This window comes from Actinomadura sp. WMMA1423, from assembly GCF_006547145.1.
Lineage (GTDB): Bacteria > Actinomycetota > Actinomycetes > Streptosporangiales > Streptosporangiaceae > Spirillospora.
This window is the reverse complement of record NZ_CP041244.1, coordinates 6,273,973-6,299,528: the sequence shown is the minus strand read 5'-3', so window position 1 is coordinate 6,299,528 and position 25,556 is coordinate 6,273,973. Positions and strand designations below refer to the sequence as shown.

Annotated in this window: 21 protein-coding genes; 15 read left to right on the top strand and 6 right to left on the bottom strand. The window is 72.6% G+C overall.

Annotated elements, in window-relative coordinates; translation table 11 throughout:
- The first annotated feature begins 84 nt into the window (after positions 1-84).
- From FKD65_RS29220 to FKD65_RS29205, 4 genes are all read left to right on the top strand, one after another.
- The gene (locus FKD65_RS29220; RefSeq protein ID WP_302931556.1) at positions 85-1,071 is read left to right on the top strand and encodes a nucleoside hydrolase; all 987 of its coding nucleotides are present in this window, start codon (positions 85-87) and stop codon (positions 1,069-1,071) included.
- Between the two features lie 158 nt (positions 1,072-1,229).
- Positions 1,230-1,961 (top strand): PIG-L deacetylase family protein, encoded by a 732-nt coding sequence (locus FKD65_RS29215; protein ID WP_240809652.1) that lies wholly within the window; start codon positions 1,230-1,232, stop codon positions 1,959-1,961.
- Between the two features lie 137 nt (positions 1,962-2,098).
- Entirely contained in the window at positions 2,099-2,554 is a 456-nt protein-coding gene (locus tag FKD65_RS29210; RefSeq protein ID WP_141580812.1) for an SRPBCC family protein, read from the top strand.
- Positions 2,555-2,945: 391 nt separating this feature from the next.
- On the top strand, positions 2,946-3,845 hold the full coding sequence (locus FKD65_RS29205; protein WP_141580809.1) for a serine hydrolase: 900 nt from the start codon (positions 2,946-2,948) through the stop codon (positions 3,843-3,845).
- Positions 3,846-4,104: 259 nt separating this feature from the next.
- On the opposite strand, the gene FKD65_RS29200 is transcribed toward FKD65_RS29205, so the two are convergent.
- The 3 genes from FKD65_RS29200 to FKD65_RS29190 form a co-directional block, all read right to left on the bottom strand.
- A complete protein-coding gene (locus FKD65_RS29200; protein WP_168221237.1) occupies positions 4,105-4,863 on the bottom strand; it encodes a DUF4190 domain-containing protein in 759 nt (252 codons plus the stop codon).
- A 124-nt stretch (positions 4,864-4,987) separates the two neighbouring features.
- Positions 4,988-5,629 carry a response regulator transcription factor gene (locus FKD65_RS29195; RefSeq protein ID WP_141580804.1) on the bottom strand — a complete coding sequence of 214 codons (642 nt, stop codon included), beginning with the start codon at positions 5,627-5,629 and terminating at the stop codon, positions 4,988-4,990.
- A 91-nt stretch (positions 5,630-5,720) separates the two neighbouring features.
- Complete coding sequence (locus FKD65_RS29190) at positions 5,721-6,881, bottom strand: ATP-binding protein (RefSeq protein WP_240810368.1); 1,161 nt, start codon at positions 6,879-6,881, stop codon at positions 5,721-5,723.
- Positions 6,882-7,124: 243 nt separating this feature from the next.
- On the opposite strand from FKD65_RS29190, the gene FKD65_RS29185 reads away from it, so the two are divergent.
- The 4 genes from FKD65_RS29185 (at position 7,125) to FKD65_RS29170 (ending at position 10,351) form a co-directional block, all read left to right on the top strand.
- Complete coding sequence (locus tag FKD65_RS29185; protein WP_168221236.1) at positions 7,125-8,555, top strand: PspC domain-containing protein; 1,431 nt, start codon at positions 7,125-7,127, stop codon at positions 8,553-8,555.
- Complete coding sequence (locus FKD65_RS29180) at positions 8,548-8,859, top strand: hypothetical protein (protein ID WP_141580800.1); 312 nt, start codon at positions 8,548-8,550, stop codon at positions 8,857-8,859. The genes FKD65_RS29185 and FKD65_RS29180 overlap by 8 nt, the downstream gene beginning before the upstream one ends.
- A gap of 98 nt (positions 8,860-8,957) precedes the next feature.
- Positions 8,958-9,671, top strand: coding sequence for a TetR/AcrR family transcriptional regulator (locus FKD65_RS29175; RefSeq protein ID WP_141580797.1), 714 nt, complete (start codon positions 8,958-8,960; stop codon positions 9,669-9,671).
- A 233-nt stretch (positions 9,672-9,904) separates the two neighbouring features.
- Positions 9,905-10,351, top strand: coding sequence for a hypothetical protein (locus FKD65_RS29170; RefSeq protein WP_141580795.1), 447 nt, complete (start codon positions 9,905-9,907; stop codon positions 10,349-10,351).
- Here the strand turns inward: FKD65_RS29170 and FKD65_RS29165 are convergent.
- Positions 10,302-10,739 (bottom strand): cysteine dioxygenase, encoded by a 438-nt coding sequence (locus tag FKD65_RS29165; RefSeq protein ID WP_141580793.1) that lies wholly within the window; start codon positions 10,737-10,739, stop codon positions 10,302-10,304. The genes FKD65_RS29170 and FKD65_RS29165 overlap by 50 nt on opposite strands.
- Positions 10,740-11,500: 761 nt before the next feature.
- On the opposite strand from FKD65_RS29165, the gene FKD65_RS44495 reads away from it, so the two are divergent.
- From FKD65_RS44495 to FKD65_RS29135, 7 genes are all read left to right on the top strand, one after another.
- Positions 11,501-11,644 (top strand): hypothetical protein, encoded by a 144-nt coding sequence (locus FKD65_RS44495; protein WP_168221235.1) that lies wholly within the window; start codon positions 11,501-11,503, stop codon positions 11,642-11,644.
- Entirely contained in the window at positions 11,641-12,348 is a 708-nt protein-coding gene (locus FKD65_RS29160; RefSeq protein WP_141580791.1) for a CHAP domain-containing protein, read from the top strand. Before FKD65_RS44495 ends, FKD65_RS29160 begins: the two co-directional genes overlap by 4 nt.
- Before the next feature lie 184 nt (positions 12,349-12,532).
- Positions 12,533-13,024 carry a (2Fe-2S)-binding protein gene (locus tag FKD65_RS29155; RefSeq protein WP_141580789.1) on the top strand — a complete coding sequence of 164 codons (492 nt, stop codon included), beginning with the start codon at positions 12,533-12,535 and terminating at the stop codon, positions 13,022-13,024.
- Positions 13,021-15,420, top strand: a complete 2,400-nt coding sequence (locus FKD65_RS29150) for a xanthine dehydrogenase family protein molybdopterin-binding subunit (protein WP_141580786.1) — start codon at positions 13,021-13,023, stop codon at positions 15,418-15,420. Before FKD65_RS29155 ends, FKD65_RS29150 begins: the two co-directional genes overlap by 4 nt.
- Entirely contained in the window at positions 15,417-16,271 is an 855-nt protein-coding gene (locus FKD65_RS29145; protein WP_141580784.1) for a xanthine dehydrogenase family protein subunit M, read from the top strand. The genes FKD65_RS29150 and FKD65_RS29145 overlap by 4 nt, the downstream gene beginning before the upstream one ends.
- Positions 16,272-16,516: 245 nt before the next feature.
- Positions 16,517-17,410: an SRPBCC family protein gene (locus FKD65_RS29140; RefSeq protein ID WP_240809651.1), complete on the top strand. Its 894-nt coding sequence runs from the start codon at positions 16,517-16,519 to the stop codon at positions 17,408-17,410.
- A 132-nt stretch (positions 17,411-17,542) separates the two neighbouring features.
- On the top strand, positions 17,543-18,244 hold the full coding sequence (locus tag FKD65_RS29135) for a bifunctional 2-polyprenyl-6-hydroxyphenol methylase/3-demethylubiquinol 3-O-methyltransferase UbiG (RefSeq protein WP_141580780.1): 702 nt from the start codon (positions 17,543-17,545) through the stop codon (positions 18,242-18,244).
- 37 nt (positions 18,245-18,281) lie between these two features.
- Here FKD65_RS29135 and FKD65_RS29130 read toward each other — a convergent pair whose 3' ends face one another.
- Together FKD65_RS29130 and FKD65_RS29125 are read right to left on the bottom strand one after the other, a co-directional pair.
- On the bottom strand, positions 18,282-21,947 hold the full coding sequence (locus FKD65_RS29130; protein WP_141580778.1) for a bifunctional glycosyltransferase/CDP-glycerol:glycerophosphate glycerophosphotransferase: 3,666 nt from the start codon (positions 21,945-21,947) through the stop codon (positions 18,282-18,284).
- A gap of 136 nt (positions 21,948-22,083) precedes the next feature.
- Positions 22,084-25,518: a bifunctional glycosyltransferase/CDP-glycerol:glycerophosphate glycerophosphotransferase gene (locus FKD65_RS29125; protein ID WP_141580776.1), complete on the bottom strand. Its 3,435-nt coding sequence runs from the start codon at positions 25,516-25,518 to the stop codon at positions 22,084-22,086.
- Positions 25,519-25,556: the final 38 nt, after the last annotated feature.

Sequence of the window (25,556 nt, the reverse complement as noted above, 5' to 3'; positions counted from 1 at the left end):
GGCGAAGGCCCCCATCCCAGACCCAATCGCTGATCATGCGATATCGGGGTGCCCGGACGGTCCGTGCCCGCATAGGTTGCATCCGTGACCAAGCCACCCAAAATCCTCTACGACTGCGACACCGGCATCGACGACGCGATGACGCTGCTCTACCTGGCCTCGCTGGTCCAGGCCGGGGAGGCGGAGCTGACGGCCGTCGGCACGGTGCACGGCAACATCGACCCCGTGACCGGTGCGCTCAACACGCTGCGCGTCCTGGAGGCCGCCGGAATCCCGGTGGCCGGCGCGGGGCCGGACGCGGGCGGGCAGGGGGTGCCGGTCGCGGTCGGCGCCGCACGGCCGATGGCGCAGGACGTCCACTACGCGCTGGACTGGCACGGCACCGACGGGCTCGGCGACACGCACCTCCCCGAGCCCGCGGGGCGCCCGGTCTCCGAGCCCGCCCCCGCGCAGATCGTCCGGCTGGCCCGCGAGACGCCCGGCGAGCTGACCCTGCTCGCGACCGGCCCGCTGACCAACCTCGGCTCGGCGCTGCTGCTGGACCACGAGCTCCCCTCGCTGATCCGCGAGGTCGTCGTGATGGGCGGCGCGTTCGACCACCCCGGCAACATCACCACGCACGCCGAGGCGAACATCTGGCACGACCCCGAGGCCGCCGACCTGGTGTTCGCGGCCGACTGGCCGATCGTCCTGGTCCCGCTGGACGCCACGCACCCGACCGCGGTCCACGACGACTGGCTGGACCGGCTCGCCGCGCACGAGACCCCGGTCGCCCGGTTCGCCGCGAGCATCCTGGAGTTCTACGCGGACGCCTACACGCCCACCCTGAAGCGCCGGGGCGCGGTCATCCACGACGCCCTGGCCGCGATGCTCGTCGTCGACCCCGAGCTCGGCGAGTACGTCCAGCGCCCGGTCCGGGTGGAGCTGCGGGGCGAGCTGACGCGCGGCACGACCGTGTGGGACGCCCGCTCGCTGCCCGCCGACGACACCCGCCGGCCGGTGAAGGTGGCCGTGGGCAGCGACGTGGCGGCGTTCCAGGAGCGCCTGCTCTCGGCCCTGCTCACGTTCTGACCGCCCAGGACTCCTGACCGACTCGAAGCTGGCCCCGCGTCGGCCTGCGGAGGGCTCCCAGAAGGCTGCCGCCTCGTCATGGGTGCGCCCGGAAAGTTCGCTCAAAGCACGACCTCCGGGTGTGCTCCAACCGGTCCGCCGACCTTATGGTTGAAACTGTGACCAACGTTCTGGACGACAGCGAAGTGCAGCGAATCCTCGCCGTGAAGGCGCACCCGGACGACGTCGACTTCGGCGCGGCCGGAACGGTGGCGGGCTGGACGGACCGCGGCATCGAGGTCGTCTACCTGATGGTCACCGACGGCGACGCGGGCGGCTTCGACGACGGGGTCTCGCGCGAGGAGATGGCCGCTCTGCGCCGCGAGGAGCAGCGCGCGGCGGCCAAGTGCGTCGGGGTGAGCGACGTCCGGTTCCTCGGCTACCCGGACGGACGGGTCGAGGCGACCTTCGACCTGCGCCGCGACATCGCCCGCGTGATCCGGCAGGTGCGGCCCGACCGGGTGCTGACGCAGAGCCCGGAGCGCAACTACGAGCGCATCTACCCGAGCCACCCCGACCACCGGGCGGTCGGGGCGGCCGCGCTCGACGCCGTCTACCCCGACGCCCGCAACCCCTACGCGTTCCCCGAGCTGCTCGCGGACGAGGGCCTGGAGGCGTGGACGGCGCGGGAGGTGTGGCTGAGCGGCGGCCCCGTCGCCGACCACTACGTCGACATCACCGACCGCTTCGACCGCAAGCTCAACGCGCTGCGGGCGCACGCCAGCCAGACCTCGCACATGGGCGACGGGCTGGCGGAGATGCTGCGCGGCTGGCTCGGCGCCAACGCCGCCGCCGCGGGCCTGCCCGAGGGACGCCTCTGCGAGTCGTTCCAGGTCATCGACACCGCCTGATCACCGCCGCCCCGAAGACGCGCCGAGCGGCGCCACGTCGCAAAGGTCTCGGTCACTCGGCAAATACACTGCATTACAAGCTGTAATCAGCCTCCGAGCGGGCATGTACCCCATGTGACAGAACTCGGGGGGTCGTCATGCCGCGTGAAATCGAGGCCACCGCCACATCCGCCGCCGCGCCTGAGGTGATCTTCAAGCACCTGTGCGTGCCGGAGGCATGGGACGAGTGGGGCGGTTTCTGGACCAGGGTGCGGCGGGAGTCCGCCGGCGAGGAGCACCCGAACGGGCCCGGGGCCGTCCGGTACGTCCGGTCGTGGCGCGAGGAGGTCGTGGCCTGGGATCCGCCGCGGCACTACGGATACATCGCGCTGGCGGGCCGTCCGGAACGGCGGCTCCGCGCGGACATCACGCTGGAGCCGCACTTCGCGGGGACGCTGATCCGCTGGCGCGGCGAGGTGGAGGGGTTCCCCGGCACCGCGCCGCTCACGACCGCCGTCCTGCGCCGCCGCCTCGGCACGTACGCGCGCCGGGTCGCACGGCATTCCGAGCGCTGCGAGCCGGGCTGCCCGGCCCGCCTTCCGGGCGCCCTGTAAGGCCGGACCACGCACACAGGCCCCACGGCCTGAGCACGCCCAGACCGGTTCAGGCATGATCGCTGCTCCTGACACGCCGCGCACCTACGCCCGCGCGCGGTCAGGCGCGCCCGCCTGACCCAAACGCCGGACCAGGCACACACGCCGGTCAAGGGCGCACATATCCGCCGAGGCGCACGCAGCCGGGATGAGCAAACGAACCGGCCGGGCGCACGGACGCGTAAGGCAAACGCCCCGATCCCAGCCCACCCGCCAGCCCAGGCACGCGCCGTGGCCCAAACACGCCTCGGTCCGAGCGCGCGCCGGGGCCCGGGCGCATGGCCTGGCCCGGGCGTATTCCACATCGACATTTGGACGTCAGTTCTGAGTCGCACGACATTCGGGGGAATCGATGCGGCGTTATCTCATCCTGCTCGCTCTCTTGGCGGGTCTCGGGGCGGGTTCGGCCGCCTGCTGGATCACGGCGGACGGGGCGCCGCGCTCGGGCGGCGTCGTGAAGGCCGAGCGGTCTCCAGCGGCGGCCGGGCGGGAGGTCACCGCGGTGCAGCTCGCCGCGCGCTCGTTCGACTCCGCGGCCCTGCACCAGTCCGTACGCGCCTATATCCAGAAACGGCCGGGCAAAGTGGGGGTGATGGCCACGGACCTGCGGACGGGGACGTCGTTCGGGGAGAACGAGAAGGGCCGGTTCGTCACCGCCAGCATCATGAAGGTGGACATCCTGTCCAGCCTCCTGCTCCAACGGCAGCGCGACGGCCGCGGCCTGTCCGGCCGGGAGCGGGTGCTGGCCGGGACGATGATCCGGCAAAGCGACAACATGGCGGCGAACGCCCTGTACTCCGCGGCCGGGGACAGCTCCGGCGTCGCGAGGACGAACAGAGCCTTCGGGCTGAAGCAGACGAGACCGTTCCACATCTCGTGGGGTTCGTCCCTGACGAGCCCGGCAGACCAGGTGCGGCTGCTGACGAACCTGGCGTCGGACGCGAGCCCGTTGAATGCGGACGCCCGCCGGTACGTCCTCCGCCTGATGGGCTCCGTGGTGGAGGAGCAGGCGTGGGGCATCAGCGCGGCGGCGCGCCCGGGCGAGAACGTGGCGCTGAAGAACGGCTGGACACCCGTCCGCCACCAGGGGCACGGATGGGCGATCAACAGCATCGGCCGCGTCACCGGGCGCGACCACGACTTCCTCATCGCGGTGTGCAGCGGCGACAATCCGACCATGGGGGCGGGAGTGGCCACCGTGGAGCACGTCGCCGACATGGTCGCCGACACCATGCGCGCGTCCCATTCCTGAGCGGGTTCGGGCGCAGAGCAGGAGCCGGTACCGAGCGGGCTCATAAGGCCGGGCGGATGCGGACGCTCTGACGCCGGGCAGGGTCTGACGCGGAGGACGATCAGCACTGAACGCGGTCGGACGCCGAGCAGGGCTCGAAAGGCGTCTGGTTCTGGGAGGCGTCCGGCTCGGGTGGCGGGAGGCGGACGGGGCTCGAACGAGCCGGGGTGGTCGGCGACGGACCGGGCGGCGGGCCGGCCGCCCAGCGGGCGCCGGGACGTCAGCGGTGCAGTGGCCGGCTGAGCTTCTTGCCTTCGGTGGCGGCGACGGCGACGCAGGTGACGGTGCGGTCACCGGACTTCCACGAGTCGGCCGTCGGGTAGTAGTAGGAGCTCGCGATGCCCCGCGCGGCCGGGTCGCGGTTGATCCGCGCCTGCGTGCGGAGCTTGCATCCGGTGGAGGCGAGCTGCTGGAGCCGCGCCTCGGGCGGCATGACGAAGCCCTTCAGTTTGAAGACGGCCGTCACCTCGCCGTCGTGCGGGCCGGTGCAGGGGACGATCTTGACACTCTCGACCTCGACCGGGGCGTTGGTCGGGGCGCTGCTGGTGGCGCCCGAGTTGTCGTTGATGCAGTTGCCGAGCTTCATCTTCTGGGCGTCGACCTCCTTGGGCTTGGTCGCGGTCGGCTTGGGGGCGGCCCCGTCGTCGGACGAGCCGCCGCCGCGCAGGGCGTACCCGGCGATGCTCAGCACGATCCACAGGCAGAACAGCGCGATCCCGGCGATCGCGAGGCCGCGGCCCTTGCCGCCCTTCTTCGATATCTGGCCGAGGGAGATGATCCCGAGGACGAGGCCGACGAGGCTGACGCACGGGATGAGGCCGGTCACGAGGGCGGCGATCGCCAGGCCGTTGGTCTTCTCGGGGTTCGAGCCCTGGTGGGACCCGGGTCCGTGATCGCCCGGCATCGGCGGGGGCGGGGGCGGGGGCGGATAGGGCGCCTGGGGGCCCGGCTGCGGGGGCCCGGAGGGAGGGTAAGTCATGAAGAGCGACTGTCCCATACGGGACGGCGGCCGTGATCATGAAGCACGGGAATCGGTAATCACGATTCGCTCACGACCGCGGGGAAAACGTTTACCCTCGCCCCCATCCGGGCATAGGAGAGCGCTACACGAGGCGGCGGGCGGCGGCCCAGCGCGACAGCTCGTGCCGGTTCGACAGCTGGAGCTTCCGCAGGACGCTGCTGACGTGCGTCTCCACCGTTTTCACGGAGATGAACAGCTCCTTGGCGATCTCCTTGTAGGCGTAGCCGCGGGCGATCAGCCGCAGCACGTCCCGCTCCCGCTGGGTGATCTGGTCCAGTTCCGGATCGACGGCCGGGGCGTCCGTTGCGGCGAACGCGTCCAGGACGAACCCGGCGAGGCGCGGCGAGAACACCGCGTCCCCGTCGGCGACCCGGCCGATCGCGTCCGTCAGTTCGGGGCCGGAGATCGTCTTGGTGACGTAGCCGCGCGCCCCGCCCCGCACGACGCCGATCACGTCCTCCGCCGCGTCCGACACCGACAGCGCGAGGAACTTGGACGCGACGGAGCCGTGCAGCCGCCGCAGCACCTCGATGCCCCCGCCGCCGGGCAGGTGGACGTCCAGCAGGACCACGTCCGGCTGCGTCCCGCGGATCACCGCGACCGCCTCGTCGACGTCGCCCGCCTCCCCGACGATCTCGACGCCGCCGCCCAGCTCCGCCTTCACGCCGGTCCGGAACATCTGGTGGTCGTCGACCAGCACGACCCTCTTCAACGCCTCGCTCATGCCCCGCTCCTCCGCGGGAGGCGGCCCCCGGCGGTGCCGGTCGGCCGCCTCCCATGCCCAGCGCCGCGCCGGACGACGGCCCCGGCGGCGCTCACGATTTCTTGATCTCCAGGCGCACCTCGGTGCCCTCGCCCGGCGCGGTGCGGACGGTGGCCTTCCCACCGTTGCGCTCCATACGTCCGATGATGGACCCCCGGACGCCCATCCGGTCCCCCGGGACCTGGTCGAGATCGAATCCCTTGCCCCGGTCGCGGACGAAGACGGCGATCTCGTCGCCCTCCACCTCGGCGTACACCGACACCGACGGCGCCTCCGCGTACTTGGCGGCGTTCACCATCGCCTCCCGCGCGGCCTGCAGCGCGGAGCCGAGCCGCTCGTCGAGCGCGGTGTCGCCCACGCAGACGACCTCGATCGGCACGCCGTGGTCGTCCTCGACCTCGCCCGCCGTTTCCCTGATCGCCGCGGCGAACGTCCGGTCGGGGTCGGCGCGCGGCTGGTAGAGCCAGGTGCGCAGCGTCCGCTCCTGGGAGCGGGCGAGCCGCTGCACCTCGCGGGTGTCCTGCGCGTTGCGCTGGATGAGCGTCAGCGTGTGCAGCACGGAGTCGTGGATGTGGGCGGCGAGCTCGGCGCGCTCCTGCGAGCGGATGCGCTCGTGCCGCTCGGCGTCGAGGTCCTGCCAGAGCCGCACCACCCACGGCGTCACGATCACCGCGACCCCGGTGAGGATGATCAGCGTGGCGATGAGGACGGAGCGCGCCTGGGCGGCCTCCACCTTCTGCGCCAGGAATCCGCCGATGCCGCCGACGACGAGGAGCAGTCCGAGCAGGCTGCGCAGCCACCGCTGGCGCAGCGGCAGCGTCCAGCGCTGCCGCTGGTCGCGGTCGGCCTGCTGCCAGAGGATCGCGACGCCGACGCCGCCGACGATGAAGGGCCACAGCGCCCACCGGACGACCCCCGCCGCGCCCCACGGCAGCGTCGCGAGCCCGACCGCGACCGCCGCGTAGGCGAGCAGCTGGCCCCAGTCCCGGCCGCGCCGCCTCCGCCCGGCCCCGGCCGGGGCCTTCTCGCCGGCGGGCACGAGGATCCAGAACGCCGCGTAGGCGGCGACGCCGAGCCCGCTCGCCATCGTGAGCAGGACGAACGCGCCCCGGACGATGAACACGTCCACGCCGAGGTGCACGGCCAGGCCGCGGCACACCCCGGCGACGAGGCGCCCCTCGGCCGCCCGCTCCAGCCGGCCGGGCGCCAGCACCGTCGCACCCGACGCCTGCGCCGCCGGTCCGGCCGGTTCTGCCGGTCCCGGTGGCGCCGACGCTCCCGGTGGACCCGCCGTCTCCTTGCTCACCGCCGCCCTCTCCAAGGTTCTCCCACGTCATCGATCGTCACACGCCCGGGCATAATCCGCATCAGGGACCACCCCCGGGCCCGTCTCAGGGTCGGAATCAGGGACGTCCCCGATACCGTCCACCGCGGGTCGCACGCGACCATGACTGGCATGGGCGAGGAAGAAGGCCGGAAAGACGATCCGCGCGGACCCGGCGACGACGCGCACGACAGCGGGCACAGCGAGAGCCATGGGGCCGACACCGGCGCGGCAAGCGGCGGCGGCCCGTCCGCGGACGGCTACCGGCGGCTGGCGCGGGATCCCGAGGGGAAGGTGCTCGCCGGCGTGTGCACGGGCCTCGCCCGCTACACCGGCATCGACCCGGTCGTGCTCCGCGTGGGGTTCGCGATCCTCACTCTCGCGCACGGGCAGGGGATCTTCCTCTACATCGTGGCGGCGCTGCTGATGCCGGCGAGCCCGGGCGAGTCCTCGCTCGCCGAGCAGTGGTTCAAGCGGTGGTTCGACGGGCAGGCGGTCCTCACGATCCTCGGCGCCCTGCTGTGCATGGGCGTCGCGTTCAGCCTGTTCGGCGGGGTCCCCACCGACGCCATCGCGCCACTGGTGGTGGTCGGGCTGGTGCTGCTGGTCGCGCACTCGCGGGGTGTGGACCTCCTGGCCGCGGCGCGTACCGTCCCCGAACGGATGACGGGGCATCCACCGGAGCCCCACGCGGAGTGGACCCGGGCGGAGTCCGCCACCGTCGGCGGCGTGCGCCTCACCAAGGACGAGCCCTTCGGCGAGCACGGGTCCTTCGGGGAGCACGGGTCCTTCGGGGAGCACCAGTCCTCCGGCGGGCACGGGTCCTCGCGGCCGGGGGCGGGCGGCCTGCCCGACGGCATGATCGACCTCGCCGCGTACTCGGCCGCCTGGACCCGGGCGCCCGAGGCCGCGGGGACCGCGAAGGCGCCCGCCGAGCACGGCTGCGGGGGCGGGATGGCGCCCGCGACGGCGATCACGCTGCTCGCCGCCATGGGTGCCGGCGCGGCGATGCTCCCGGTCGCCCGGTCCTACGCCGCGCCGGACTCCTGGCTGATCGTCATGGCGCCCGCGCTCGCCGTCGTCGGGCTCGGCCTCGTCATCGGCGGCTGGTTCCGCACCCGCGGCCTCGCGGCGGCCGGGACGGTGCTGACCCTCGCCATGCTCACCACCTCGGTCGCGGGCGACGTCCCGCGCAACGCCGAGTACGGGGAGGTCGACTGGCGGCCCACCGACACCTCGCAGATCGACCGCGTGTACAAGGTGGGAGTCGGGCAGGGCGACCTCGACCTCACCGCCCTGCCGGTCGCGGCCGGCCAGCGCGTCACGATCGACGCCGAGGTCGGGCTCGGCGGGCTCGAGGTCACGGTGCCGCCCTCCGCCCGCGTCCTGGTGGACGCGCGGATCGGGCTCGGCGACGTGCGGATCGACCACCGGACGACGAGCGGGCCCGCCGCCAAGGTCGTGCGGACCCTGGAACCGGAGGGCGCGCCCGCCGCGAACCCGCCGGTGATCGTCCTGCGGATCCGCGGCAAGCTCGGGGACGTGGACGTGCACCGTGTCTGAGCGCCGGCGGGCGGCCGGAGCCGACCACCAAGGCACCGGCTTCGAAGGCACCGAGCAGAAGGATCTCAGCGAGATGGGGGCGGGCGGAACGATGACCGGTGAGAAGAAGCGGTTCCGGTTCGATCCGGCGGGGCCCGTGACGGGGCTGTTCTTCCTGTCCCTGGCGGGCCTCTTCCTCGCGGACGGGTTGACGGACGGCGGAGTCCTGCCCGTGACGACGATGGTCCCGGTCGTGCTGATCGGCCTCGGGCTCGTCGGCACCGTCCGGGTGCTGACCCGTTCGCGCCGCCGGCACCTGCGCTGACGTGCGGCTGTGACCCGCGCCGCAGGGCGCGGGGCTTCCCCCCGCGCCGGGAACGCCGAGTAGTGTGATCCCGACGGCAGGTGACGAAGCGAGGGCCGATGGCGGGGAAGGCCGGGACACCGGAGGCGGGCCGCGCGGAAGCGCTGCCCGGTTCCCGGTCCGCGCTGGACCCGGACCGCGCGATCAAGCCGGGCCGCCACGGGCTCTCCCCCGAGACCGTCGCCGGGATCCAGCGCGAGCGGCTGATCGACGCGTTCGTCCACGTCGTCTCGGAGCGGGGCTACGCGCACACGACGATCAGCCGGGTCACCGAGGGCGCGGGCGTCACGAAGAAGACGTTCTACGCGCACTTCCCCGACCTCGACGAGTGCTTCCTCGCCGCCTACCAGCGCGGCATGGACATCCTGCTCCGTCGCATGACCGAGGCCTACGAGGCGGCCCCGTCCTGGCCCGACGGGGTCCACGCCGGCCTCCGCGCGCTGCTCGCCGCCCTCGCCCGGGAGCCCCGGTTCGCGCGGGCGTCGCTGGTGGAGGCGAACGCGGCGGGCCCGCAGGTCAGGCAGGCGCGCATCGACAACCTCACCCGGTTCCGCGTCTTCTTCACCGACCCGTCCCTGCCGCCCGTCCCGATCCCGGTCGTCGACGCGATCGTGGGCGGCATCTACAGCGCGATACACGTCCAGATGGAGACGGGCGAGGCGGAGGAGCTGCCGTCGCTGCTGCCGTCCCTCACCTATTTCGCGCTGCTCCCCCTCGTCGGCCGCGAGGCCGCCTCCCCGTATCTGAGCGATCCCCCGGCTGACCTGGCATGACGGGGGCGCGGTCCCGTCGCGGCGGTTCCGGGGCCCGGCCCGCCTCCACCGGTTGACCCGTTGACCGGATGCGGCCGGACGCCGCCGGGCATCTTGACGTGAAAAACCTACGGGTTTCTATTGGTGTGGATCTTGCGTGGGCGGCCAGGCCGTCCCGCGTCGACCCCCCGGTTCACGCGCGGCGGGCCTAATCCCCCGGGGCCCGCCGCGCGTCCCCATCTCCTGGAGGACCCATGCGGCCGGCCGTGCCCGCACTGAGCCCGCTCCCCGCCGCGCTGCTCACCACGCTGCTCACCGCGCTCCTCGCCGCCTCGCTGGCCGGCTGCAGCGACTCGGGAGAGCCCGCCTCCGCCCGCCCGCCGGCCTCGCCCACGGCGCGGCCGACGCCGCCGCTGCAGAACGGCGTGCGGCCCGGCGCGGAGAAGAAGTCGGAGCTGGACGGCACCTGGACGGCGGGCTCCGGCTCCCGGCGCGTGGCCCTGTTCCTGTTCCGGGGCGCCGCCGCCCTCAACTCGCCGGGCTTTTGCACCGGCACCGTGGACGCGCAGGGGCGGATCAAGCTGAGCTGCGCGAACGGCTCGCACGACCGGGTCGACGGGCGGGCCGTGCTGCGCTCGGGGAAACTGGTCGTCACCTGGGCGGGAGGCCCGAAGGACGTGCTGCGGCGGCGTGCAAGCTGACCGCGAACGCGGGCCCCGGATTCGTCAGCGCGGGCGTGCCCCCGCCGTGCACCCGGACCCGGTTGGCCCGCAGCGGCCGCTCGGTGACGCCGCGCGCGGTGAGCACGGCCTCCGCCAGCTCGCCCGCGATCAGGGTGCCGACCTGGGCGCGGATCGTCCCGCCGGGGCCGGGCGGCCAGGTGGTCAGCCAGGTCTCGCCGTCGAGGGGGACGTGCACCGGCCCCGCGGGGTCGAACCGGACGAGCCCCCACCACTCGCCGGGGCGTCCGGCGAGGTCGCGGACGCGGGCGGCGAGCTGACCGAGGGTCGCGGGGCGGACGGCGATCACGCGGGCGTGCGGGTCGTCCTGGCCGCGCATGGTGATGTCGGGAACCACGGAAAGGTCCACGGGAAGAGTCCTTCGTGCGGGTGTGTCGGCCGGAGACGGCGATCGACGGCCGGAACGCAGACCGTTCGGCGAGAGCGGCGATCGCCCAGAGCAGGGATCAGCGGCGACACGAAGGACACAGCGCGCTGGCAACGCGGCCGAGGGCCACGGGGCTGCCGGTCTGCGCGCGGTACGTCATGCGGACAAGGAGACACTCGGTAACCGAACCTTGTCAAGCCGATCACCCAGAGTCGCCCGGAATCGCCCGCCGACGGCCTGGACGTCCTGCCCCGCTCCCTCGCGCGCGCCGCGGCCCGGGCGCCCGGGGAGGCCGCGGGCTCAGCGGCTGAGGAACACGTACACCGCCCAGGTGAGCACCAGGGTCACGAGCACAGACCCCAGGCATCCCAACCGGGAAGAGGAAAAGAAGAACATAGGCGGCTCGTACCCCGGAAACGCCAAATATCCCCTGCTCAGGACACCGGCGCCCGCGGTACCGGACCATTCGCCACCGGACCATTCGTCCCGGGCCGGCGCCCTCCGGCAGCCGCCCTCCGGGCCCGCCCGCCCGCCCCGGCCGGGCGGTCGTCTTGGCTGGTAGGCGGTACGAATCGCGCATATACGTGTTTTTGCGGGAAATCCGGAGAAATGGGGGTTGTTCCTATTACGGTCGGCCGGGGGCCGCCCACAGAACGGAGGCTCCCGACCGATCGGACAGTCCGACGCTTCGGAGAAGCAACGTGACCCCCCAGACCAGAACAGACACCACAGAAGCGACTCACATGGATGAGGTGGACGTGAACCCCGACGTCCACCGGGCCACCGAGCCCGACGAGGAGCAGATCCTCCGGGAGCTGTACGGCGAGCCCGACGCGGACGGGATCTTCCGCGGGGAGGCCCTGGCCGGCGAGGACGGCACCGGATGAGCGCCGCGGGGATGATCGCAGAGGCCCGCAAGTCGCTCGGGATGTCGGGCCGCCCTAACACCATCACGCGCGAGTACGCGTCCAGGCACGGCGACGAGTTCCTCAGGGCGTCCTGGTGCGACATGGCCATCACCTACTGGGCGCGCCACAGCGGGAACGCGAGCGCCGTCCTGCCGGGCGGGGACCGCGCCTACACCGTGTGGCACGCGCAGGACTTCCAGAAGGCGGGACGCTGGCACAGCGGGACGACCGCGAGCGTCAACCAGGCGAAGCCCGGCGACATCGTGTTCTTCGACTGGGGCGCCACCAACAGCATCGGCGCGATCGACCATGTCGGCGTCGTCGAGAAGGTCCTCGGCGGCGGGCGGCTGCAGACGATCGAGGGCAACACGAGTGACTCGGTGAGGCGCCGCGTCAGGGATTCCGGCGTCATCGCCGGTTACGGACGGCCCGCCTACGGCGGGGGCAACTGGACGGAGGACATGGTGAAGAAGCTGCCGCAGCTGAGCAAGGGCGACTCCGGGGAGCACGTGGAGAGCCTTCAGGGTCTGCTGCTGGCGCGCAGCCACCCCGAGGTGAGCATGACCGGGAAGTTCGACGACACCACCGAGTCGGCCGTCAAGGCCGTGCAGCGGTGGGGCGGCGTCTCCGACGACGGGATCGTCGGGGCGAAGACGTGGCCGGTTCTGCTCCGCGTGCACTAGCGGCCATCAGTCCCCCAGACGTCGGTAAATAAGCGACGTCTGGGACTAGTGCGGCATTCAACCCCGGATTAGGTTCGTAGGGTCGCCTTCCACGGAGGTGGCCCCGATGACGTGGCCGGATCAGCGTGCCCCTCCCAGGGGCGTCTCTCACAGTCCACCCCGAGACGTCCCTGGGAGAAACCGCATGCCACGTATCCGTGTGGAGGTCGACGGAGCGACGTACGAAGACGACGTCGAGCCGCGCCTCCTTCTCGTCCACTATCTGCGCGAACGGCTGGGGAAGGTCGGCACCCCGGTCGGGTGCGACACCAGCAACTGCGGAGCCTGCACCGTCCTGATGGACGGCATGAGCGTGAAGAGCTGCTCCGTGCTCGCCGTCCAGGCGGACGGCCACGACGTGACGACCGTCGAGGGGCTCGGCGTCGACGGCACCACGCACCCGATGCAGCAGGCCTTCCACGAGGAGCACGCGCTCCAGTGCGGCTACTGCACGCCCGGCATGATCATGGCGTCGCTCGACCTGCTGAGGGAGAACCCCGACCCGTCCGAGGACGAGGTCCGGGAGGGGCTGGAAGGCAACCTGTGCAGGTGCACCGGTTACCAGAACATCGTCAAGGCGGTGCGGCGGGCGGCGAGCGAGATGCGCGAGCCCGGCCGGCAGGAGGTGACGCCGTGACCGTCCAGGAGGTCGGCAGCCCGCGCAAGCGGTCGGAGGACGCCCGGCTCATCACCGGCCGGACGCGGTGGACCGACAACATGGCGCCCGCGGGGACGCTGCACGTGGCGTTCCTGCGCAGCCCGTTCGCCCACGCCCGGATCACCGGCGTGAACACGGCGTCCGCGAAGGAGCGCCCCGGGGTCGTCGCGGTGCTCAGCGGTCAGGACTTCGCCGCGGAGCAGGGTTCGCTGCCCTGCGCTTGGGTCGTGACCGAAGACATGAAGCATCCGGCCCACCCGTCCATGGCGGTGGACGAGGTCCGCTACGTCGGCGAGCCCGTCGCCTGCGTCGTGGCCCGCGACAAGGCCGCGGCCGTCGACGCCCTGGAAGAGATCGACGTCGACTACGAGCCGCTGCCGGCCGTGGTCGACATGGAGGCGGCCATAGCCGACGGCGCCGATCTGGTCCACGAGGATCTGGGGACGAACAAGTCCTACACCTGGGTCTTCGAGAACGGGGATCTCGACGCCGCGATGAGGGACGCCCCAGTCGTACTGGAGCGCCGCTACGTCCAGCAGAGGCTCATCCCGACGGCGATGGAGCCGCGGTCGGTGCTGTGCGTCCCCGAGGGCGACGAGTTCACGCTGTACTCGGCCACGCAGATCCCGCACATCCTGCGGCTGATGCTGGCCACGGTCACCGAGATCCCCGAGCACCGGATCCGGGTCGTCGCCCCCGACGTCGGCGGCGGTTTCGGCTCCAAGCTGCAGGTGTACGGGGAGGAGGTCCTCGCGCTGCTGCTCGCCCGCAGGCTCGGCCGTCCGGTCAAGTGGACGGAGACCCGCAGCGAGGGCAACATGACCGTCCACCACGGCCGCGACCAGATCCAGCGGCTCACGCTCGCCGCCGAGCGCGACGGCCGGATCCGCGGCCTGAAGGTCGAACTGCTGGCCGACATGGGCGCCTACCTGATGCTGGTCACCCCCGGCATCCCGCTGCTGGGCGCGTTCATGTTCAACGCCATCTACAAGATGGACGCGCTGTCGTTCACCTGCTCCGGGGTCTTCACCACCAAGACGCCCACGGACGCCTACAGGGGCGCGGGCCGCCCGGAGGCCACCTACGCCATCGAGCGGATGATGGACGAGTTGGCCGCCGAACTGGAGCTGGACCCCATCGAGGTACGGCGCCGCAACTGGATCGCGCACGAGGAGTTCCCCTACGAGACGATCGCGGGCCTCACCTACGACTCCGGCAACTACGAGGCGGCGACCGACAAGGCGCTGGAGCTGTTCGAGTACGACAAGCTCCGCGCGGAGCAGGCGGACAGGCGGGAGCGGCGCGATCCGGTGCAGCTGGGCATCGGGGTGTCCACGTTCACGGAGATGTGCGGTCTCGCCCCGTCCCGGGTCCTCGGGTCGCTGTCGTACGGGGCCGGAGGGTGGGAGCACGCGTCGGTGCGCGTACTGCCGTCCGGCAAGGTCGAGGTGGTCACCGGCTCGTCCCCGCACGGGCAGGGCCACGCGACGGCCTGGGCGCAGATCACGGCCGACCGGCTCGGCGTCCCGTTCGAGGACGTGAAGGTCCTGCACGGCGACACCGCCGTCTCCCCAAAGGGAATGGACACCTACGGCTCCCGTTCCCTGGCCGTCGGAGGCGTCGCGTTGTTCTCCGCCTGCGAGAAGGTGGTGGACAAGGCCCGCAAGGTGGCGGCGCACCTGCTGGAGGCCTCCGAACAGGACCTCGAGTTCAAGGGCGGGCGGTTCAGCGTCCGGGGCGTCCAGGAGGAGGGCAAGACGATCCAGGAGGTCGCGCTCGCCGCGTTCGCCGCGCACGACCTGCCGGACGGTCTGGAACCGTCCCTGGACTCCGACGCCACGTTCGACCCGGAGAACTTCTCCTTCCCGCACGGCACGCACCTGTGCGCCGCCGAGGTCGACACCGAGACGGGGATGGTGAAGCTCCGCAAGTACGTGGCCGTGGACGACGTGGGGAAGGTCGTCAACCCGCTCATCGTCGAGGGGCAGGTCCACGGCGGGCTCGCTCAGGGCATCGCCCAGGCCCTCTACGAGGAGGCCGTCTACGACGACGAAGGGAACCTGACGACGACCACGATGGCCGACTACCTGCTTCCGTCGGCCGCGGACCTGCCCACGTTCACGACCGACCGCACCGAGACGCCCGCGACGTCCAACCCGATGGGCGTGAAGGGCGTCGGGGAGGCCGGCACGATCGCCTCGACCCCGGCGGTCGTCAACGCGATCGTGGACGCGCTGCGCCCGTACGGCGTCCACGACGTGCCGATGCCGTGCACGCCCGAACGCGTGTGGCGCGCGACGCGCGGGCAGGAGAAACCCGCCGCCGCCGAACCGGGCGCGGGCGGCGGACTCGGCTCGGCCGGAGGTGACCAGTGATCCCCGCGACGTTCGACTACGTCCGTCCCGCCTCGGTGGACGACGCCGTCCAGGCGCTGGCCGACGCGGGCGAGGACGCCAAGGTGCTCGCGGGCGGGCAGAGCCTGATGCCGCTGCTGCGGCTCCGGCTCGCCTACCCCGACGCGCTGATCGACCTCGACCGGATCGGCGCGCTGCGGGAGATCCGCGACGAGGGCGGCTCGGTGTTCATCGGCGCCATGGCGACGCACCACCAGGTGATGCGCGATCCGCTGGTGCGCGAGCACGTCCCGCTGATCGTGCAGGCGACCGAGACGGTCGCCGACCCGGCGGTCCGGCACCGCGGCACCTTCGGCGGATCGCTCGCCCACGCGGACCCGGCGGGCGACCTGCCCGCGGTCGCGCTGGCGCTGGACGCGGTGCTCCTCGTCCGGTCCGCGCGCGGCGAGCGGGAGATCCCCGCATCCGAGTTCTTCGTCGACTGGATGACGTCGGCGATGGAGCCGGACGAGCTGCTCGTGGGCGTGCGCGTGCCGAAACTGGGTGCGGGCTGGGGCGTCCACTACGAGAAGTTCCACCGGACGGCGCAGGCCTGGGCGATCGTCGGCATCGCGTGCGCCGTCCACCGGAACGGGGACGGCATCGAGGAGGCGCGCATCGCGCTGACCAACATGGGCCCGGCCCCGGTCAGGGCGAGCGCCGTGGAGGCCGCCGTCAGAGGGGGGCCGGCGGCGGCGGACGCGCTGCGGAGCGCGGCCGAGCAGGCGGCGGAGGGCACGGAGCCGCCTACCGACCTGCACGGGTCGTCGGAGTACCGGGCGCATCTGGCGACGGTTCTGACGGCGCGGGCCCTGAAGGCCGCCGCGGGCTGACGGTCCGCGCGGAGCGGCATGGACGTGCGGCCGGGCCCCGTCGCCCCGGTGCCCGGCCGCACGTCCGTCGCCCGCATGCCAGTCGCCCGCATGTCGTCGCCCGTGTCTCCGGCTCCCCGCATCTCCGTCTCCCCGCATGGCCTGCCGTGCTGCGGGGTACCGAGCCGACGGGGTCCCACTGGCGACGCGACGGGCCGCCGCCGTAAGGTCGCGGACAAGGTCTCCGGACGATAAGGACACTGATCATGGAGCTCGACCACGATTTCACCGTCCCCGTGCCGGTGGATCAGGCCTGGTCGGTGCTGCTCGACGTGGAGCGCGTCGCGGCCTGCATGCCGGGCGCGACGCTCGACTCGGTCGAGGGCGAGGAGTACTCGGGCCGGATGAAGGTGAAGGTCGGCGCGATGACCATCACCTACCGCGGCACCGCGCGGATCGTCTCGGCGGACGAGTCGTCCCGCGTCGTCGCGATGGAGGCCTCGGCCAAGGAGGCGCGCGGGTCCGGGACGGCCGCGGCGACCGTGCAGGCGAGGCTGCACGAGGAGGACGGCACCACCCGCGTGACCGTCCACACCAAGCTGAACGTGACCGGCCGTCCCGCGCAGTTCGGCCGCAACATCCTGTCCGAGGTCGGCTCCAAGATCATCGCAAGGTTCGCGACCCAGCTGGCCGCCGAGCTCGAGGCGCCCGCGGGCGAGCCCGCTCCCGCCTCCACCGGGGCCGCTCCCGCCTCCGCCGAGGCCGCGGCGGCTCCCGCCGCCCCGGCGGCTCCCGTCGAGGAGCCCACCGAGATCCCGCCCGAGAAGCCCGCCGAGGCCGCCGCCGAGACGCCGGCCGCCGCTGCCGTGGCGCCCGCCGAGACGCCTGGCGAGGCCCCGGAGAGCGCCGCGACCCCGGAAGGGGCGGCTGAGAAGCCGGGCCCGGCCAAGGCGGAGCGCCCGCCGCTGCACGTGGCGGGCGGCCGCGAGAGCGCGGGCGCCGCCGCCCGCCGTGGCACCGCGGACGACGGTGACGACGCGATCGACCTGCTGGAGTTCGTCGGGCCGTCGATCGTCAAGCGGGCCGTTCCCGCCGTCGGCGGCCTGGTGGTGTTCCTGCTGCTCGTCCGCTTCCTCCTGCGCCGCCGCAAGAAGCACTGACCGCCGCGAGCCCTGCCCCACGAGCTGTGGCCGGCACCCACGTCCGGGGCGGGGTCAAACCGGCGTCAACGATCCGTTCGCGGGCGGCGGCGTCGATGGAACGCGCCGCCGCCGGTGCGGTCGGCTTGGCCCGTGGACACCATCGAGCTCCAGCGGATCGCGCGGATCGAGAACGACAACTGGTGGTACCGCGAGCGCCGCGAGATCCTGTCCGCGGAGCTGCTGCGCTTCAGCGTGCCCGGAACGGCCGTCGACATCGGCGCCGCGTCCGGCGCGTGCTGCCGCGTGCTGGCCGACCACGGCTGGAGCGCCACCGCGATCGACCTGAGCCCGGACGCCGTCGCGCTGGCCCGTACCCGCGGCGTCGAGGCCTACGAGGGCGACGCGCGCTACCTGCCGCTGCCGGAGTCCGGGTACGACCTGGCCCTGGCGCTGGACGTGCTGGAGCATGTGGAGGACGACACGCGGGCCGCCGCGGAGATCGCGCGGGTGCTGCGGCCGGGCGGGACGGCGCTGGTGTCCGTGCCCTGCGACATGGCCCTCTGGTCGGCGCACGACGTGGCTCTCGGACGTGTCCGCCGCTACAGCCGCCGCACCCTGGTCGACCTGCTGGACGGCGCGGAGCTGGTGGTGGAGCGCGTGTGGAGCAGGGGCGTCCTGCACCGTCCGCTCCTGCGCCTGCTCAGGAACCGGACGGTGCGGCGCGAGGACCTGGCGCCGCTGCACCCGGTCGTCAACGAGGCGCTGCGCCTGTCCGCCGCGCTGGAGCGGCGCCTGCCGACCGCCTCGTGGCCGGGCGTGCGGCTGTTCGCGCGGGCCCGCCGCCCCGGCTGAGCACCGGGCCCTGCCCCTCAAGGCCCGGCGAAGGCCCTCAGGCGTTCCCGAAGACGCGGTCGACCACCCTGGAGGCCGCCTGGCCGTCGTCATGCGGGCAGTACTTCACGAAGAACCGGTCGTAGGCGTCCGCGTAGCGCTGCTCGCCGTCGGGCGCGGCCCTGACCGCCGCTGCGACGTCCTCGGACGTCCGCACGACCGGGCCGGGCGCCTCGGCCTCCAGGTCGAAGTAGAAGCCGCGCACGTGGTCGCGGTACCAGTCCAGGTCGTAGGTGTAGAGGACGATGGGGCGGCCCAGGACCGCGTAGTCGAACATGGCGGACGAGTAGTCGGTGACGAGCACGTCGGCCGCCAGGTACAGCTCGGCGATGTCGGGATAGCGGGACACGTCGATGACGAAGGGGCCTGACCCGTCCCCTGCGAGCCCGTCCGCTGCGATGGCGCTCGTGACGGGACGGTCCCGGTCGGTGATGAGGTGGTGCGTCCGCAGGAGGAGGACGTGGTCGTCACCGAGGGCCCGCCGCATGGTCTCCAGGTCCAGTTCCAGGGGGAAGCCGTACCTGCCGTCTGCGTGGTGCCGGTCGTCCCGCCAGGTCGGCGCGTAGAGGACGACCTTCTTTCTCTGGGGAATCCCCAACTGCTTGCGGATCTGGCTCCCCATCCGTTCCCACTCGGATGTGCTGAGGACGTCGTTGCGCGGGAAGCCCGTCTCCAGGACCTCGCCCTCGTACCGGAACGCACGCCGCATGACCTGGGTGGCGTAGGGGCTGGACGACAGCAGGAAATCCCATCGCGGTACTTCCCGTTCCATCCAGTCCAGCCCCTCGGTGCGCCGGTAAGGCATGTCCCTCAGGTCGTAGGCGAGGCGCTTCAGCGGGGTGCCGTGCCAGGTCTGGAGGCAGGTCTGCCCCTCCCGCTTGAGGTACCAGGGCGGCATCGCCTGGTTGGTGACGATGTACCGGGCGCGCGCGAGGGCGCGGTAATGCTCACGGCTTCCGACCAGGACCGTCTCCGCCTTCCCCTCCACCGCGAACTGGTCGTCGTAGGAGACCCACACGCACTCCAGATCGATGTCGCGGCGGACGAGCTCCTCATAGATGGCCCTAGGGCTGCAGCTGTACTGGGAGCCGCCGTAGCTGCTGAAGACCACGGCATCGGCCAGCGGGCTCCGCAGGTAGACGGGGTAGTCCCGCTGCCAGAGAAGGACCTGCGCATGCCCGCCGCGCTCGTCCTCCTCCAGGGCCGGACGGCTGTGGAGCACCAGCGCGTCGATCTGCTGGACGCCGACCTCGAACTCGTGCGTTCCCGCGCGGTGCCACTCAGGCAGATCGGGGATGGCCTCGCGTTCCACGACGACGGCCACCTCTCCGCAACGCGCGCGCGCCACCAGGTCCCAGGTGCCGCTGCTCAGCGGAAGGTCGGTTCCGAACACCCGCATCATCGCGGGAGTGAAGGAAGCGGTGAACCGGGCGCCCTGCCCGGTGGTGCCGCCGTCTCCTGGGGAGCCGCCCTCAGGGGTGGTGCCGCTCTGCTGGGTGGCGCCGTTCTCCTGAGAGGTGCCGTTCTCCCAGGTGACGGGGATGCGGTGCTCGTCGCCGGACCTGCGCCTCCGCAGGACGAAGTGGTCGGGACGGTCCTCCGGGTCGGCGAAGCCCCCGGTCAGCGTGAGCAGGCCGCCGGCGTCCCACTCGGCGCCCGTGACGACCGGGCGGATGCTGCGCTCGACCCCGCGCAGGTTCCCGAACGCGGTGCGGCTGACGGCGAACTCCCGTCCGCGTCCCGCGCTCTCCGGAAGGGCGAACCGGGCGGGCCTGACGTCGCCGTCAACGGTGAGCCGGAGCGGACCGCCCTCCCCCGTCAGCCGGATGTCCCAGTCGATGGCGTCGCGCAGGTGGGGGCCGCGCGGCTCGCCGCCCGGGACGGACGCGAGGTACTCCAGAGGCAGCCTCGCCGTGAAGTCGAACCCGGTGCCCTCCGCCATCCGCAGGACGGCCGACTGCCGCAGCGTCACCTCGCCGCGGACCTCGGCCCCGCCGTGCCTGCGGACCCAGACCATCGCGGCCCCGGCGCCGAGCGCGCGCCGCGTCCAGCCGGACAGCACCAGCGCGTCCCCGTCGAGGCGCAGCCCGGTCAGGACCGCCTTGGCCCGCTTGACGTGGACGACGAAGACGTCGTCGTCGCCGGCCGCCGGCTGGACGGCCACGTGCTCGTCCAGCTGCCGGGCCGCCGTCCACCGCACGGCCGGGGCGATCGCGGTCAGCCGCTGGACCGCCTTGCGCCCGGCCGTCGTCACCTCGGCGAACAGCTCGTAGGACGCCGTCCGCCACTCGTCGCCGTCCAGCAGGTACTCGGGCTCCACCCGGACCGTGAAGCCGGACCAGTCGAGGGAGACGTTCGCCCGGCCGGCGCGCGCGGTGACCTCCGGGACGTACCTGCGCTCCACCGGCAGCCGGATCTCCTTGCCGGTCCGCACGTCGCGCATCCAGACGCGGATCCGGGAGTCGGTCTCCGTCGCGACCGGGAACCGGTCGAAGTGGGCGTGCCCCTCGACGATGAGGGTGTCGACGTCCCATTCGACACGGTCGACGTCCGCCCACAGCACCAGCTCGTCGGTGACGTCGTACACGTCCTCCGGGACGCCCCGGTCCGCGTCGTCGAAGAAGGGGTACCGGGCGTACCAGCGCTGCCGGAGCCGCCCGCGCGCCACGAGCGGGACCTCCCGCAGGCCCCTCTCCTCGAAGCGCAGCACCTCCAGCAGTTCGGGCAGCATGCGCGCGCCGAGCAGGAACGTCTCCAGCCGCCTGATCGCGTCGAGACCGGCGGTGGCCCGGCGCCCGGCCTCCGCGACGACCTCCGCGCCCAGCTCGACCAGGCGTTCGCGCTCCTCCCAGGTGGCCGCGGGCAGGGCGAGCATGAGTTCGCGCACGTCCAGGTCGAGCGCGTACATGTCGTGGACGGCCAGAAGGTCCGGCGCGTTCGTGCGGACGAGTTCCCGCGCCTTCGCGAGGTTCGCCATCCGATGGGCGATGTCGGCCGGGTCGGGGCGGGTGCGCAAGGCCGTCCGCGGACGGTCCCGCCAGAAGTAGACGGTCGCGTCCAACACGTCCACGACGGAGGCGAGCAGGTGGCTCTCCAAGGCGACGAGCATGTCCCGGCCGGGACCGAGCTCGAACCCGTGCGCATCCCAGAACGAGCGCCGGTAGACCTTGTTCCACACCGTCCTGTCTTGCAGGAGAGCGGGGTGGCGGGTCACGTGCGTCGACTTCATGGTCTCCGCGTAGGAGTCCCTGTGGAGCGGCGACTGCCACGCCTGGTCCTCGTCAAGGCACATGACGTTTCCGCCTGCGAGGTCCGAGCCGGTGGTGTCGAGCGTCCTGACGAGAAGCTCGTAGGCGTAGGGCGGCACGGCGTCCTCACCGTCCGCGAAGGCGAGGTAGCGGCCCTTCGCCTGCTCGATGCCGGCCTCGACGGCCCCCGTGCCGGGGGCGGGCCTCAGGAGGGCGAAACGGTCGTCGCGTCCTGCGAACTCCTTGGCGAGGGCCGCATCCTTGGCCGCTCCACCGTCGTCCTCCTGCCCCGCGGGCTCGTCCACCATGAGCACCTGGATGTCGCGCAGCGTCTGCCCCGCGATCGACTCCAGGCACTCCGCCAGGCGGCCGCCGGTGTTGCGAACGGGGACGACGATGCTGATCTGCGGGGACACGAGCGGCTCCGTAGTGGGCTTTCGGGGATCCGGTGGGCGTTTGGAGTTCGGTGCGCTTGCTGTTCGGTGTGCTGGTGTTCGGTGTGCTTCCGGGGCTCGTGGCGAGCCGGCGGGGGCGGCCGGTGGTCCGGCGGGCTCAGCGGAGGACCCGGTCGAGCACGCGCGCCGCGGCGCGGCCGTCGTCGTGCGGGCAGTACCGGGCGGCGAAGGCGGCGCGCGCCTCCCGGTACCCGGCCTCCAGCGCGGCGGGTTCGCGGAGGGCCTCGACGACGTCCTGCGTGGTGGCGAGCAGCGGCCCCGGGGCCTCGGCGTCGAAGTCGAAGTAGAAGCCGCGGACGTGGTCGCGGTAGCGCTCCAGGTCGTAGGTGAAGAACACCGTCGGGCGGCCGGTGACGGCGAAGTCGAACATGGACGACGAGTAGTCGGTGACGAGGACGTCGCTGATGAGGTAGAGCTCCGAGATGTCGGGGTAGACGGAGACGTCCATGACGCAGTCGCCCGGCCGGAGCCTCGGACGGTCGGTGACCAGGTAGTGCGTCCGCAGGAGCAGGACGTGGTCGCGGCCCAGCGCGGCGCGGAACCTGTCGATCTCGAACTCGAGGCAGAACGCGCGCTTGCCGATCGCGTGGTGGAAGTCGTCCCGCCACGTCGGCGCGTACAGGACGACCCGCTTGCCCTCCGGGATGCCGAGCCGCCGCCGCACCGACGCGGCGATCTCGTCGCGGTGCGGGCTGCTCAGCACGTCGTTGCGGGGGTAGCCGCTTTCGAGGACCTCCCCTGAGTAGTGGAACGCCCGCCGGAACAGCGGCACGGAGAACGCGTTCTGCGCGAGCAGGAGGTCCCACTGGGGGACGTCGTACTCCATCCAGTCGATGCCCTCGGTGCGCTTGTAGGGCATCTGCTTGACGTCGTATCCGAGCTTCTTGAGCGGCGTCCCGTGCCAGCACTGCACGTAGGTCTGGTCCTCGCGCTTGGTGAACCACTCCTGCTGCGACCAGTTGCCGAAGATGTAGCGCGCGCGGGCGAGCGCCTCGTAGTGCTCCCGCGTACCGGCGAGGACGGTCCGGGCGCCCGCCGGCTTGCCGAACTGCCCGTTCTCAGTGACCCACACGCACTCCAGGCCGGTGTCGCGCCGGCGGAGCTCGTCGTAGACGCCGCGCGGGTTGCACGAGAACTGGCGTCCCCGGTAGGCGTCGAACACGGCCAGCTCGCGGACGGGCAGGTTCAGATGGCGCCGGTAGTGCCCGGACCGTATGCGGCTCTGCGCGTAGGCCCCGCGCTCGTCGTCGTCCAGGGCCGTCTCCACGCGCAGCTGCAACTGGTCGGTCTTGCGGGCCCGGACGGTGATCCGGTGCAGCCCCGCTTCGAACGGCTCGGGCAGGTCGCGGAGGGTGTGGCGGCGGACCACCACCGGCTGCTCCCGCCCCCCGACGTCGGCGACGGCGTCCCAGCGGCCGGAGACCAGCGGGCGGGCCAGCCCGAACACGGGCATGCGCGCGGGCGAGAACACGGCGGTGAACCGGTCGCCCTCCCAGTCCAGCCCGACGGTGTGCTCCTCGCTCGACCGCCGCCGCCTGAAGGTCAGCGAGTCCGGCCGCCCGATCCGGTCCGAGCAGGTGCCCGCCAGGTGGAGGGCGCCCTCCGGTGACCAGTACACGTCCTCGACGGCGAGCACGCGGCCGCGGGCGACGATCCGCAGGGTGCCGCGCCTCGTCCTGGCGATCTCCAGCTCTCCCCCGGGGATGGGGAACGCCGCCCCCGCCGGAGCTTCGTCCAGGTACGGGCGGATCCCGTCCGAGAGCGTGATCTCCCAGTCCCCCTGCCGCCGGGCCAGCCCGGCGACGGGCAGCCGCGCCCGGAACCTCTCGGCGCCGACCGGCTCGACCGGCCCGAGCACCCTCGCCCGCCCCGCCTTCGGGGCGGCGGCGACGCGCGGCTCGTCCCCGAGCGGAACGCGGCTCCAGCCGTCCAGCCACAGCTCGCCGCCCTCCAGGCGGCAGCCGACGACCGCCGCCGGCGTGCGCCGCACCTGGATCACGAACCGCTGCCTGCCGGCGACGCCCTGGACCAGCACGCCCGGCGCGCACTCGCGCTCCCGCGGCCACTGCCGCCCGGTCAGCCGCGGGCCGGCGAAGGACGACCTGCGCCGCAGTCCCCGGTTGACGATCTCGACGCACGGCACCCAGTCGACGTCCCGCCAGCGCCCGAACATCCGCAGCGAGGACGGGTCGATCTCCGCGACGAACCCGGACCAGTCATAGGAGACGTTCGACTGCCGCGACCCGGCGGTCACGTCCGGCCGGCGGACCCGGGTGACCGGGACGCGCATGAGGCCCCGCTTGTTGGACGCCACCAGCCAGATCCGGATGCGGGACCCGTCCTCGCTGGAGGCGTCCAGGTGGCGGATGTAGGCGTGGCCCTCCAGGCGGAGCCGGCCGTCCGCCCAGGTGGCCCGGTCGATCGCCGCGACCGGTCTGAGCTCGTCGGTCACGTCGTACACGTGCGCCGGGACGCCCCGGTCCTCGTCCTCGAAGAACGGGAACTCCGCGTACCAGCGGCGCCGCGGCCCGCGCCGCACGCGGGGCGCGTCCACCGCCTTGCGCAGCTGGACGTAGCGCAGGACCTCCAGCAGTTCCGGCAGCATCCGCCGGGACAGCAGGTGTATCTGGAGGCGCGTCATCGAGGGCTGCCGCTTCAGGAGGCGCGGGCTCACCTGCCTGGCCAGGGCCGCCCCCATGGCGACGAGCTCGCTGCGGTGCTCGTCCTGGGTCCTGGGGAGGGCCTCGAACAGAACGCGGAGTTCTATCGGGATCAGGACGTGCTCGTCATAGGCGTTCAGGAGTTGCGGGGCGTAGGCGGCGAGGTCGTCCCGCACGGTCCGCGCGGAGCGCATGCGCTGGCTGAAGTTGTCCCAGTCGTAGCGGTCCTCTGTGATGGACCCAGGGCGCTTGCGCCAGAAGTAGACCGTCTCGCTCAGGACGTCCACGGAGTGGGCCAGCGCGTGCGCGCGCGCCGTGACCGGAGGGTCCTCGTAGTAGCCCGGAGGGAACTCCAGACCTGACCGGGTCCAGAAGGCCCGCCGGTACACCTTGTTCCACGGCGTCCGGTCGCGCATGAGCATCGGCATGGACGACACATGCGTCCTCGACCGCGACTCGGTGAACAGGCCGTCGTGCAGGAGGGACTGCCAGGTCCGGTCGTCGTCCATCCGCTGGACGTTCCCGCACGCCAGGTCGGACCCGGTCCGCTCAAGGGACGCGACCAGCCGCGCGTACGCCTCGCGCTCCACGACGTCGTCGGCGTCCGCGAACGCCAGGTACTCGCCCCTCGCCTGCCGCACCCCCGCGTTGCGGGCCGGGCCGGGCCCCTCGTTCTCCCGGGTGACCAGCCGGAACCGCGGATCGCGCCCGCACATGTCCTTGGCGATGACCGCGCCGTTGTCGGTGGACCCGTCGTCCACCATGATCACTTCGAGGTCGTCCAGCGTCTGGCCGGCCAGCGACTCCAAGCACTCCCGCAGGTATTCCTCGGTGTTGTGGAACGGCACGACGACACTGAGCTTCGGGGACATGGGGCCTCCTCCTCGCCCCACGAGCATGGTGAGGTCAC

Coding starts and splice junctions, on each gene's coding strand:
- FKD65_RS29210 (WP_141580812.1), top strand. CDS start 2,099: ATGCCGCGTGAAATCGAGGCCACCGCCACATCCGCCGCCGCGCCTGAG.
- FKD65_RS29205 (WP_141580809.1), top strand. CDS start 2,946: ATGCGGCGTTATCTCATCCTGCTCGCTCTCTTGGCGGGTCTCGGGGCG.
- FKD65_RS29200 (WP_168221237.1), bottom strand. CDS start 4,863: ATGACTTACCCTCCCTCCGGGCCCCCGCAGCCGGGCCCCCAGGCGCCC.
- FKD65_RS29195 (WP_141580804.1), bottom strand. CDS start 5,629: ATGAGCGAGGCGTTGAAGAGGGTCGTGCTGGTCGACGACCACCAGATG.
- FKD65_RS29185 (WP_168221236.1), top strand. CDS start 7,125: ATGGGCGAGGAAGAAGGCCGGAAAGACGATCCGCGCGGACCCGGCGAC.
- FKD65_RS29175 (WP_141580797.1), top strand. CDS start 8,958: ATGGCGGGGAAGGCCGGGACACCGGAGGCGGGCCGCGCGGAAGCGCTG.
- FKD65_RS29170 (WP_141580795.1), top strand. CDS start 9,905: ATGCGGCCGGCCGTGCCCGCACTGAGCCCGCTCCCCGCCGCGCTGCTC.
- FKD65_RS44495 (WP_168221235.1), top strand. CDS start 11,501: ATGGATGAGGTGGACGTGAACCCCGACGTCCACCGGGCCACCGAGCCC.
- FKD65_RS29160 (WP_141580791.1), top strand. CDS start 11,641: ATGAGCGCCGCGGGGATGATCGCAGAGGCCCGCAAGTCGCTCGGGATG.
- FKD65_RS29155 (WP_141580789.1), top strand. CDS start 12,533: ATGCCACGTATCCGTGTGGAGGTCGACGGAGCGACGTACGAAGACGAC.
- FKD65_RS29140 (WP_240809651.1), top strand. CDS start 16,517: ATGGAGCTCGACCACGATTTCACCGTCCCCGTGCCGGTGGATCAGGCC.
- FKD65_RS29125 (WP_141580776.1), bottom strand. CDS start 25,518: ATGTCCCCGAAGCTCAGTGTCGTCGTGCCGTTCCACAACACCGAGGAA.